Source organism: Alkalibacillus haloalkaliphilus (genome assembly GCF_007991275.1).
Classification (GTDB): Bacteria; Bacillota; Bacilli; order Bacillales; family Alkalibacillaceae; genus Alkalibacillus; species Alkalibacillus haloalkaliphilus.
Genome location: NZ_BJYA01000005.1, coordinates 82160 through 92872 on the forward strand (window position 1 = coordinate 82160; position 10713 = coordinate 92872).

At 39.3% G+C, this 10713-nt stretch carries 13 protein-coding genes; 5 read left to right on the forward strand and 8 right to left on the reverse strand.

Going from position 1 to position 10713, the window contains the following annotated elements:
• Positions 1 to 87: 87 nt before the first annotated feature.
• From AHA02nite_RS06525 to AHA02nite_RS06535, 3 genes are all read right to left on the reverse strand, one after another.
• Positions 88 to 567, reverse strand: coding sequence for a hypothetical protein (locus AHA02nite_RS06525; protein WP_146815566.1), 480 nt, complete (start codon positions 565 to 567; stop codon positions 88 to 90).
• A gap of 63 nt (positions 568 to 630) precedes the next feature.
• A complete protein-coding gene (locus AHA02nite_RS06530; RefSeq protein ID WP_146815568.1) occupies positions 631 to 861 on the reverse strand; it encodes a hypothetical protein in 231 nt (76 codons plus the stop codon).
• On the reverse strand, positions 854 to 1426 hold the full coding sequence (locus tag AHA02nite_RS06535; RefSeq protein WP_146815570.1) for a hypothetical protein: 573 nt from the start codon (positions 1424 to 1426) through the stop codon (positions 854 to 856). Before AHA02nite_RS06535 ends, AHA02nite_RS06530 begins: the two co-directional genes overlap by 8 nt.
• 186 nt (positions 1427 to 1612) lie before the next feature.
• On the opposite strand from AHA02nite_RS06535, the gene AHA02nite_RS06540 reads away from it, so the two are divergent.
• From AHA02nite_RS06540 to AHA02nite_RS06550, 4 genes are all read left to right on the forward strand, one after another.
• On the forward strand, positions 1613 to 2656 hold the full coding sequence (locus AHA02nite_RS06540) for a hypothetical protein (RefSeq protein WP_146815572.1): 1044 nt from the start codon (positions 1613 to 1615) through the stop codon (positions 2654 to 2656).
• 1 nt (position 2657) lies between these two features.
• The gene (locus tag AHA02nite_RS06545; protein WP_146815574.1) at positions 2658 to 3074 is read left to right on the forward strand and encodes a Mov34/MPN/PAD-1 family protein; all 417 of its coding nucleotides are present in this window, start codon (positions 2658 to 2660) and stop codon (positions 3072 to 3074) included.
• A gap of 62 nt (positions 3075 to 3136) precedes the next feature.
• Positions 3137 to 3262, forward strand: a complete 126-nt coding sequence (locus tag AHA02nite_RS15365) for a hypothetical protein (protein WP_281284093.1) — start codon at positions 3137 to 3139, stop codon at positions 3260 to 3262.
• A gap of 165 nt (positions 3263 to 3427) precedes the next feature.
• The gene (locus AHA02nite_RS06550; protein ID WP_146815576.1) at positions 3428 to 4210 is read left to right on the forward strand and encodes a BMQ_0737 family morphogenetic spore coat protein; all 783 of its coding nucleotides are present in this window, start codon (positions 3428 to 3430) and stop codon (positions 4208 to 4210) included.
• A gap of 34 nt (positions 4211 to 4244) precedes the next feature.
• Here the strand turns inward: AHA02nite_RS06550 and AHA02nite_RS06555 are convergent, their stop codons facing one another.
• Positions 4245 to 5486, reverse strand: a complete 1242-nt coding sequence (locus tag AHA02nite_RS06555; RefSeq protein ID WP_146815578.1) for a metal-dependent hydrolase family protein — start codon at positions 5484 to 5486, stop codon at positions 4245 to 4247.
• A gap of 12 nt (positions 5487 to 5498) precedes the next feature.
• Positions 5499 to 6665, reverse strand: a complete 1167-nt coding sequence (locus AHA02nite_RS06560; RefSeq protein ID WP_146815580.1) for a hypothetical protein — start codon at positions 6663 to 6665, stop codon at positions 5499 to 5501.
• A gap of 251 nt (positions 6666 to 6916) precedes the next feature.
• Here AHA02nite_RS06560 and AHA02nite_RS06565 point away from each other — a divergent pair, with 251 nt between their 5' ends.
• Positions 6917 to 7720 carry a DUF2935 domain-containing protein gene (locus tag AHA02nite_RS06565; RefSeq protein WP_146815582.1) on the forward strand — a complete coding sequence of 268 codons (804 nt, stop codon included), beginning with the start codon at positions 6917 to 6919 and terminating at the stop codon, positions 7718 to 7720.
• Positions 7721 to 7756: 36 nt separating this feature from the next.
• Here the strand turns inward: AHA02nite_RS06565 and AHA02nite_RS06570 are convergent, their stop codons facing one another.
• The 3 genes from AHA02nite_RS06570 to AHA02nite_RS06580 form a co-directional block, all read right to left on the reverse strand.
• The gene (locus AHA02nite_RS06570; RefSeq protein WP_146815584.1) at positions 7757 to 8173 is read right to left on the reverse strand and encodes a universal stress protein; all 417 of its coding nucleotides are present in this window, start codon (positions 8171 to 8173) and stop codon (positions 7757 to 7759) included.
• A gap of 21 nt (positions 8174 to 8194) precedes the next feature.
• Positions 8195 to 9655 carry a SulP family inorganic anion transporter gene (locus AHA02nite_RS06575; RefSeq protein ID WP_146815586.1) on the reverse strand — a complete coding sequence of 487 codons (1461 nt, stop codon included), beginning with the start codon at positions 9653 to 9655 and terminating at the stop codon, positions 8195 to 8197.
• Positions 9656 to 9866: 211 nt separating this feature from the next.
• Entirely contained in the window at positions 9867 to 10550 is a 684-nt protein-coding gene (locus tag AHA02nite_RS06580) for an RluA family pseudouridine synthase (protein ID WP_146815588.1), read from the reverse strand.
• Positions 10551 to 10713: the final 163 nt, after the last annotated feature.

Consider the following 10713-nt stretch of genomic DNA (forward strand, 5'->3'; position numbering starts at 1 on the left):
TTAAAATAATCGGAAAAAGTCGACAAATTCAGGAGAAAATTGTAAGAAACTTGGTAGATTGTTAGATTATTTCATAAAAACAGAGACTTAGAAGCTTTCCAAGTCTCTGTAACTAATGAAGATTGCTGAAATGATCCCAATGACTACAGCTAAGATGTGTATGATGAGAAACGTGTATAAATTAAAAAACATACTATTCGTGTATTGGTTTAGCCACCCAAATCGGTAAATGACAGAATCGGGATCAGTTGGAGTTCCACCTAAATGATTAATCAGTTCATGTGCATTATTTATAAGCGGGAAAGCTAACAAACTCCCACAAATAAGTAAGACGACAATCAAAATGAACAAATAAACCTTCTGTTGGTTTTGACTTCTGTTTCTCGCAACTCGATAACTCCAATACAACCCCATAACCCAAACAGGCAAAAACAAGATACTAACTAATAAACCAAGGTTTCCATTGCCTGATATAACGTCTGGCGAAACGGTCATTACATTAACGTAGTAAAAGCCAATTCCTGATATAACTAAAGCGCCAATCCAATACACGTATAATCTTTTCATTTTTCCCCAACTTTTATCCATACAAATTTTTTTATATTATATCATACTAGTTTTTGGCACGTTCTACCCCTCACCTTTAAGTATGGTTAAAATCTCTTCTAATTGATTGCGCTCTTCTTTTATTAGTTCATCAACGACTGAAGATAGCTGTGAATTATCTCCACTTTCCATTGACTCACCTTCTAGCTTTAACATATATAACAATAATGCATCGAGAGCAACTTCACGCTTTTCGTCACCTTCTAACTGCCGTTCAGCAATCCGCTTCAACAAAGCCGTTTCTGGTTTAGTCATGTTGTTCCTCCTTTTTCGCCTTGCCACCAGTAATGTTAAACTGATTAATTGCAGGCGTGCCACTAGGTTTTTGGTCTGAATACGTAAAACCTAACATTGTAGCTTGGTATGGCAGGTCTCCTTGCCACTTTAACTGGAAGTTTGGAAACGATAATTGTTCACCAGGCTGGATCGTGACCTCATGTGAAGGCTTAAGCCAAATTTCATTTTTCAACTCTGAATGATGGATCCGCTCCCACTCACCTTGTGCTTGCCGACGCACTTCGTTATTGCCATTGGAATCAGAGTTAACATATTTACCAAAGAACTCAAATGGGTGCTCATCTGAAAACTTAAAACAAATATACGGTCCTGTAATAGGTTGTGATCCCATGTTCATAATTAAATATGAACAGAGCGCTAAATGCTCACCACCCTCTTCGTCCATGTTAAGTGAAAATGTGAAATAGCTAAGTACATCGTAGTCTTTCTTAGTTGATTGCTCAATTTTTTGTTTAATTTGATTAACGTATTCACTTCGCTGCTGTCGCCAGTCATGTACTCTCTCAACGGCTGATGCTTTCATATGGTTCTTCACCCTTTCATATAATGATTACATCTTGATGAATTCCACAAGGGCTCCACTTATAAAATTTATGACAAAAACGGGCAATTATGACTGTCATGAAATTCGTCATCTATCAATATTAACCTACACGATGAAGTTAATAGTTTAATAAAATAATCATATGGACATGAGAGGTGGTCTTTTGTGCAATACCGACTATTTAACACGCAAGAAGTTGAAGCGTTACAAGAACGACTGAGGCTTTATGAAAATATGTTTCAAGATTTTTATGAAAGCGAGGCGTTCGAAGACTACTTACTCATGAAAAATGAAGTTCACGCTTTAAAAAAGCAAATCGTAAAAATAGAAGGGGTTTTGAAAGTGGTGAATGAACATCAACAAGAACAAGACCAGAAAATTAAAGCCCAACGATCTGGTCAGTCAGATGAATTAAAATCAATCATACAGTTGCTTCAGGAAGTGAAAACTGAACTGGCCTCAATTAAAGGTCAGCATACCCCGGCAACTGAGCAGTCGAGTGAAAATAATCAAGAAGAACAGGTAGAACAAGTAGAACCAACAGAAGACAGTTCACCTGTAGAACATGTACAGAAACCGTCGAATCAAGTTAACAGTCAAACTTCCCGCTTTTTACAAAACGCAAAACAAACACAAATTCAGAAACCAAAAAAAGAAGCCGTTCAACCGAAATCGTCAACGCAACCTAGAAAACAGAGAACACCTGAGTTTCGCCAACTACAACATTTAATCCGATCCAATGCAACGAGTTATGTCCAACCTAATCAAGCTAGTCAAAACAATCACTCTCCCGTATCACCAAGGTTTAAGACACGTGTTAGCTCAGGTCGTACAACAACATCTAATTCAGGCAATTTATCTCACACTTTTAAACCACGTAACTATCCAAGTAAGTATGATCAAATACAGCCGCGTACTAAAAGACGTAAGAAAAAACGTTCCAAACCAAAAACAGAAACAACTGAACAACCTAAACCAACTGCCCAAACAGAATTAAAACGCCAAGAACAACAAGAACAAAAACGAGAACCACAACCAACTACCGCAAACCAAGCACAACACAACACACCTGCAAGCAACCAATCACAACAACAAACAAACACACAATCTTTTCAACCGAAACAGACAACTGAAAAACAACAACCTAATAAGCAAGAAGAATCAGTACTTGAGAAAATTCTCCCATCTCAATTTTTCAAAAATAAGTAATATGGATAAGTCTAGACTTGTGTTACCTGAACGTATTGTTAAGGACATGGTTAAGTTGGCCAAAACTGAATTGCCAAATGAATGTTGCGGCGTTTTATCTGGGACTAATTTACAAGTGACTACGTTTTGGCCGTTAGTAAACGAGGCTCAATCACCTCTTTACTATAAAGTAAGTCTTAATGAATATCTGAAAGTGAAAGATGAGATTAGTAGAAAAGGTGAGCAACTGATCGCAACGTTTCACTCTCACCCGAAAACGAGAGCTATTCCGTCTTATACTGACCGGTTCAACCACCCAGATCAGACGATTTTAATGCTAATCCTTTCATTAAAGGTCACCCCACCAGAGTTAAAGGGGTATTATATTGAAGATGTTCACTCTTATGTCCCTTACCCAATTGTCATAAACTCTCAATAATCGCCCTATCTGAAAAGGTGAAGTACGACTATGATAATGTATAAAGCTAAAGGAGTGATATTATGCGTGCAAAAAGCTCAACGAGTCATTTGAAACAATTACGTGCTACTGACAATTCTAGTAAGACACACAGAGGTGTAAAAAGTAGCCGCCGTCGTCGCGGTGGCTGTGGATGCAGCGGTAAGTAGTGGATGATGAGAAGCTCCTCGTCATTTTTTGAGAGGAGCTTTAAAATATAGACGTTTATATTAATCTACTTCAATCAGTAGAAATGATGGTAATAGACTATACCCTCTTGAGGGCTTTCACATAAGGTAAAGTATGTTGAATAAAGTGACTATGGAGGTGTAAAAATGAGTTATCGTAAAATTTGTCCCCCACAACCACAACCCGTCCAGGATGTCCTATGTATTAATACAGAAAAAGTATATGATTGGATCGTCAACGAAGCTAATTTCGATTTAAATATAACGGATGAAGATTTGCCTAATGGCATTACATGTGATGATTTTGATAGTGAAGATGTGACCTGTACTGTTATCCCAGCTGAAGTAGACCCAATTGAAGTGATCAATGTTGAAGACCGAGACTTTGTAATTGACGGTACTGAAATTGAATTACAAATTGTGACTATCAGAAAGAACTTCGTTGTTATTATTAACTTCCCGACTGATAACGGAAATGGTGATGTAGAATTAGAGATTGAGTTTTCAAGAAGTGAGCAAGTCGTCCTTTGTGCACCAGAAGGAACTGAAATTGATGTTACGTATACAGAATTAGATTGTTTCATCGTTTCGTTCGACTGTGAATTAGGTGATACAGATGAAGATGATACGTTTGATGCGCTTATTTCAGTTCGATTGTGCCAAAGCATTCAGTCTGTCTATCCTGTAACGTTAGAAATTGAAGCTGACTATTGTTTGCCGCGTGAGCCTTTAGCTGTTGGGCCATGCCCTAGACCTGTTCGTCCTGAGCAATGTCCAGTATTATTCCCAGTAGGGTCTAATGCGAGTCAAAACCGTAATGATGCTAGTGCTTATGATTATACAGAAGCTCCACCGGAACCAGAAGAACCTCAATTAGAAGTAGAACAGCCAGAAGAAGTTGATGACAACCAAAATGAGCAATCTGAGTAAGCTAAAAACCACCTACAAGAGGTGGTTTTTGGCTTTACAGTTGATTCTTTTCGACTTTACCATCTTTCATAACGTATTGGACGTTATCGTTATTAGCTAGTGCATCTAAGTCTTCAACTGGATTGACGTTTGTAATGACTAGATCGGCTAACTTTCCTTCTTCTAACGTGCCAAGTTGCTCATCCCAGCCTAAACATTCAGCTGCTGTTTTCGTCGTCGATACAATCGTATCCATTGGGTCCATGCCTGCATCTCGCATTAACGCTAACTCACGTAAGTTCGTGCCGTGCTTCATAACACCAGCATCAGTTCCCATTGCGATTTTAACACCTTTGTCGTAAGCACGTTTGAAACTGATCTTATGTTGTTCAATTACTTCTTCTGTTTTATCGACTGCTGATTGTGGCATTCCTTTTTCATCGGCTGTTTCTAAAACAGATACAGGTGCGAGTAATGTTGGCACAAGGTATGTTCCATTTTCGACCATTAAGTCAGCCGCTTCATCGTCAATGAAAATACCATGCTCAATTGAATGGATTCCTGCTTTAACTGCATTTTTAATCCCTTCAGCTCCTTGCGCATGTGCCATCACTTTAACACCTTTACGGAAATTAGCTTCTTCAACGATTGCTTCTAATTCTTCTAACGAGAACTGCGTAAATTCTGGGTGGTCTGTCGGGCTTAATACACCACCTGTTGCGTGTACTTTAATAACATCCGCACCAGCTCTAAGCATTTCGCGTGTCTTTTTACGAACTTCAGCTACTCCGTCACAACGTCCATCTGGCATTCCGCGGTGACCGGATGGCAAAATGTCAATGACATCCCCATTTAATTGCGTACCATCGCCATGACCTCCCGTAATGGTCAGAGCATTGACACTAATTTGTAGACGCGGGCCTGTAATTAAACCATTGTCGACAGCTTGTTTTACACCTAAATCTGTTCCTAACGCATCACGAACAGTCGTTACACCTGCTTGAACCGTATTGTTTAAATACTCTTGAGCTTGGTAGTACATGTATGAAAATGGCGTTGTTAAACGTTGCGAAAGTGGTGAGTACTCCATCATCATATGAACGTGCGTATCGATTAAACCTGGCAGTACAGTACCTCCTTTAGCATCAACGACTTGTTCATCACCTTGTTTTTCGTAATTTTCGCTAGGTCCTACATAAGCAATTTTGTTATTTTCAACGACAACGACTTGACCTTCTTTCGGTGCTGCACCTGTTCCATCAATAACTAATGCGTTTTGAATTAATGTTTTCGTCATAAAACATCCTCCTTAAAGTGTTTGAATTAAAATTCCGGCAATGACGACTGAAGCGATTGTTACTGTCGTAAAACCACCGATTAACATCGGGGATAGTAACTCATCGAAGATCAGCTTCTCTTCTTCTTCGTTACGAGCTGCACTACGACTTACTTCTTCACAAACGATATAATCTCCTGGGAATCCAAATAGTGCCGTTAATGCAACTGGCATACCTTTGTACGGGTGCCATTTCACTAACTTCGATGCGACATAACCACCAAGTGCAATACCGAACGTACCGATTATTAAAATAGTTAAGATCGCTGGTAAGTTATCGAGTACTTGTCCAGGTGTTACATCAGCCATTGTACCGATAACGACGAAAATAATAGCGATCATCGTCATCGTAAATGAGTTAGCATGACGTAATGATTCGTGTTTGTAAAAGCCGATTCTTAATCCGAAAATACCGATTGCTAATGCCCATAAACTATAATGAATGCCAGTAAACGTATCTAGCGCTACAGCAATCGCACCACCGACAAATACGGTGAACAAACGAATTGTTAAGCTATTTTTAACAGGATCTTTACTCGTGACTTCTTTTAAGTCTTCATCTTTCTTAACTGGAACGAAAGTCCCTTCGTCAATTTGTTGTTGGATGACTTTCGCGTAACGTCTCATGAAATTAAGCGCTAGCGGCATACCAAGTAACCCTTGGAACGCGACGACTAATGCTGGGATAACAACGAGTGCTGTTAATCCGATCTCAGCTAGTTTTTCTGACGTAATAATTAATGCGACGACACCACCACTTAGTGGACCAACGCCGGCGATCGCTGTTTCGTAATCAAAGAAAAATGTCACTGTCGAAATGACGATAATGCCTGATACGAGAACACCAGCTAAGCCGATAATTACTGCTTTATATTGTACTTTTAAAATAGCCATAGGAATTAACGTACCCATATGGACAATTGCAACTGCAATTAAAATGCCACCTAATGCCGCGAATTGTGATCGCTCTAATAGATCATCAGGAAAGATTCCTGTCCATACTAAAATTAAATAACCGACCATAGCGGTTAGTAGCATAGGCACTCTTGCTCGTGTCTTAATCGATAACCATTCACCGAATGCAATAAGTGCAAAAATTAAGGTTGTTGCGATTAATGGTTCATTGATGAGTTGGCCCAATGTTTATCCCTCCAAATTAGTTTTAAAGATGACTATAACACCGGCCAACACGGTTGTCTATAGATTTTTTCTGATTATTTCAGCAGTTTAAAAAGTTATGACTTTAAAGTATATGAGTAAAGCTGTTGCATGGCTTGAAAGTAATCGCTTACACGACTTTTAAATATTCAAAATATTCAGTAACTATATTTTGTGGTAGTCACGTTCAATTTTGAATATATTTTACAGAACACTAACAAGGAGTGACTTTAATGAAAAGCAATTTTTTGGAAAGCGCGAAGTTTGAACATGAATTTTGGTTACAAGTTTTAGGGGATCATGCACGGTTTATTCGCGATTCACTTTACCCTACAGAAGAAGATGATATTGAAATCGCTGAGTATTTTATTGATGACTTTGACAGATTATTGGAGAAGGCGCGTGCGTTGAATGAGAACGAAGCAATTACATTTACTCAAGAAGCTGCTCAAGCGACAGAACAAATGCGCAATTTCAAACTGTCGATTATATCAAGGCAATTAGTCGGTGATATCGGGATTCATCTATCGCCTACATTTCTTAACCATATGGTCAATGAATTGCAAGAGTATCAGCATGTGATGAACTATTTAAGTGAAGGGCAAGCGCCGCCTGTGTTCCATGAGTTGCATCACCATTTAGTGTGGTTACTTGATGCTTCAGGTCATGCTGGTGCGATTAATGAGGATTTAGATGCCGTTGAAAAGAGGCTTAAGGAGAAAGGCGATGAATTCCGCGAACACTTCGACCAATTTTACATAAAAGCAGTTGAACTAACCGGCTATTTACGCGCTAATGTTGAGAGTTTCCCTGCTTTAGATCGTTTTAATAGTGATGTTGAAGTCGAACTTAATTTATTTAGAACGTTTTTAAGTGAAATTGAGGAAATGGAAATGTCGAATACCGTGTTAAGCACTTTCTCAGAATTGATGGCTGATCATATGTATCGTGAGGAATGTTACTACTTAATGAAACTAGCAGAATCATCTAATACGACAGCACCTGATTGTGACCCAACAGCTCCGCGAGTGGAATAAAAAATGGCGAACGCTTAAGTTAGCGTTCGCCTTTACTTATTTTACAATCATAACTGGACATTCAACACGTTTAGCAATTTTGTGGCTGACACTACCTAACACGAGTGTTTGGAGTTGGTTCAAGCCACGACTACCAACGATCGCACAGTCATACTCGCCTTCGTTGGCAAATTTTACGATTGTTGGCCCTGGTTCACCATGAAGCATATGCACTTCATACGGGATTTCTGATTGTTCTAAACGTTCTTCGATTGGTTGAATTTTTTCACGACGTCGTTTCGTTATTTCAAACTTGTTCCCATGGTGGAGTACATCTTTTTTAGAAGTCTCACCATCAATGACAAAGACGACATCAATTGTACCTTCTGAACTTTTAGCAAGATGGATCGCGTGCTCAGTTGAGCGTTGTGAGTGTTCTGAACCATCTGTCGCCAGTAAAATACGTTTATACATAACGTTCACCCCTATTACACATTAGTGACCTGATGCTTTCGAAAGGCCGCCAATGCGTTCTTTTAGCTCTTGGCTTTCACTGTTCAACCCTGTGTAAACAACGATGGTACCGTGATTTTCAAACTTGCTTTCGATTTTATCTAACGCACCAATTGCTGAATCGTCCCAGAGATGAGCGCGGGTTAGATCAATTTCTACTTCATCTAGTGTTGAATCATAATAATCAATTTTATTAACAAAGTCAGTAACAGATGCAAAGAAAATTTGTCCTTCGATATAATAAATTTTCTTAGCACCATTTTGCTCTAGTTGCTCGGTTACTTTCACTTTAGAAATTTTTGCCGCGAAAAAGATCGCGCTTAGTAACACACCAGCAAATACACCTTTAGATAAGTCGTGTGTTACAACAACTGTCGTAACTGTCGTCAACATTACCGCCGCGTCAGTCTTCGGCACTTTGTGTAAGTTAAGAGCGGATGACCAATCAAACGTCCCGATCGAAACCATAATCATGACACCGACTAACGCTGCCATCGGAACTTGGACAACGACATCGCCTAACACGATAATTAAGAACATTAAGAAGACACCGGCAACAAGTGACGACAAGCGCCCTGTTCCACCTGATTTAACGTTAATAACGGATTGTCCAATCATTGCACAACCTGCCATACCACCGAAGAAACCAGTCGTCACGTTCGCATAACCTTGACCACGTGATTCTTTGTTTTTATCACTTTCTGTATCGGTCATATCATCCACAATATTCGCTGTTAGTAATGACTCTAAAATACCAACCATCGCTAACGCTAAAGCATATGGGAAAATAATTTGTAACGTTTCAAAGTTTAGTGGAATATCAGGAATTAAGAACACAGGTAGCTCTTGTGTTAAGTTTCCTAAATCACCAACTGTACGCATGTCAAAGCCCATGTAAATGACAGCACCTGTGACAACGATAATCGCAACAAGTGGAGCTGGTACAGATTTAACAAAACGCGGTAATATATAAATAATAGCTAACGTTAAACCAACCATAGCATACATAATCCAATTTTCACCATGGAAGTGTTCAATTTGTGACATAAAGATTAAAATTGCAAGTGCGTTTACGAATCCGACTAACACTGAACGTGGCACGAATTTCATAACCGTAGCTAATTTAAAGACTCCAAACAATATTTGTAAAATACCTGTCAAAATCGTCGCAGCGAGTAAATACTCCAAACCGTAATCGGCTACTAACGTCACCATTAAGAGTGCCATCGCACCGGTTGCTGCCGAGATCATGCCTGGTCGTCCACCGACAAAAGCAATCACAACAGCGATACAAAATGACGCATAAAGTCCAACCATTGGGTCAACACCAGCGATAATTGAAAAGGCAATCGCCTCAGGAATTAACGCCAAAGCGACAACAATTCCAGCAAGTACATCTCCTCTTACATTGCCAAACCATTCTTGTTTTATCTTTGCTAACAATTTTTACTTCCTCTCCATTTGTGTATCTCGGATGTTTTGTCCTATTTTTACGCACAAAACCTCCAACATTTTATCACAATGGATGAGGTAAACCTAATGGCATGTAAGCGTGTACATTGGTTATATGCTTTTAAATGCTTTAAGTTGCTTTGATTTTCGGGTATATTTTAAAAACGAACTTTTTTTTAATAAAAATATATGGAAATTCTTTTTAAAAATGGTCATTGAATGAATGCCACGGTCTCTCGCGCGGCGGAGTCGATGTGAATAATTTTTCTTCCTTTAATGTTGGGTGTTCTAATCCAAGTTGGTGCGACCATAGCGCAGTTTGTTGGCCTGGTTTGTTTACTTTCGCCCCATACTTTTGATCACCATAAAGCGGGCAGCCAATGTTCGCAAATTGCACGCGAATTTGGTGCGGACGGCCTGTATGTAAATTCACTTTAACGAGCGATAACCCTTTTTCATGACCGAGCACTATGTAATCTAAAGTGGCTTTCTTCGCTTCGTTGTGGTCTTTTGATGTGACATAAACTTGGTTTTTGCGTTTATCTTTATAAAGATAGTCCTCTAAGCGAGCCTGTTGCTTTTCAGGAAAACCGCGAATCACCGCAAGATACTCCTTCGTCATCGCATGGCGGCGAACTTGATCCGATAGTCTAGATGCTGCCTTCGACGTTTTCGCATACACCATCACACCACCAACTGGGCGATCCAGCCGATGTACAAGCGCAAGGTAGACATTCCCCGGCTTTTCATCACGTTCTTTTATAAAATCTTTTAACGCCGTCAACAAATCAAGATCCCTCGACTCATCCCCCTGCACCGGCATATTCACCGGCTTCTCAACAACAAGCAAATGATTATCCTCAAAAATAATATGGAAATTGTTCATTAGTATACTCCTTTATAACGATGTAGTTCATATATTAGCATAAAATGAGGAGCGAGAGGTTGTGGGAGCTATGATTGAGGCTTGGTATTCGGTAGTTATTAGGCTCTATTCGGTAATTATTTCTTTTATTCGGTAACTATCAAGCCCTATTCGGTAGTTATTT

Bases quoted from the DNA above. Each gene is read 5' to 3' on its own strand.
- AHA02nite_RS06525 (WP_146815566.1), bottom strand. From the start codon at position 567: ATGAAAAGATTATACGTGTATTGGATTGGCGCTTTAGTTATATCAGGA.
- AHA02nite_RS06530 (WP_146815568.1), bottom strand. From the start codon at position 861: ATGACTAAACCAGAAACGGCTTTGTTGAAGCGGATTGCTGAACGGCAG.
- AHA02nite_RS06535 (WP_146815570.1), bottom strand. From the start codon at position 1,426: ATGAAAGCATCAGCCGTTGAGAGAGTACATGACTGGCGACAGCAGCGA.
- AHA02nite_RS06545 (WP_146815574.1), top strand. From the start codon at position 2,658: ATGGATAAGTCTAGACTTGTGTTACCTGAACGTATTGTTAAGGACATG.
- AHA02nite_RS15365 (WP_281284093.1), top strand. From the start codon at position 3,137: ATGCGTGCAAAAAGCTCAACGAGTCATTTGAAACAATTACGTGCTACT.
- AHA02nite_RS06550 (WP_146815576.1), top strand. From the start codon at position 3,428: ATGAGTTATCGTAAAATTTGTCCCCCACAACCACAACCCGTCCAGGAT.
- AHA02nite_RS06555 (WP_146815578.1), bottom strand. From the start codon at position 5,486: ATGACGAAAACATTAATTCAAAACGCATTAGTTATTGATGGAACAGGT.
- AHA02nite_RS06565 (WP_146815582.1), top strand. From the start codon at position 6,917: ATGAAAAGCAATTTTTTGGAAAGCGCGAAGTTTGAACATGAATTTTGG.
- AHA02nite_RS06570 (WP_146815584.1), bottom strand. From the start codon at position 8,173: ATGTATAAACGTATTTTACTGGCGACAGATGGTTCAGAACACTCACAA.
- AHA02nite_RS06580 (WP_146815588.1), bottom strand. From the start codon at position 10,550: ATGAACAATTTCCATATTATTTTTGAGGATAATCATTTGCTTGTTGTT.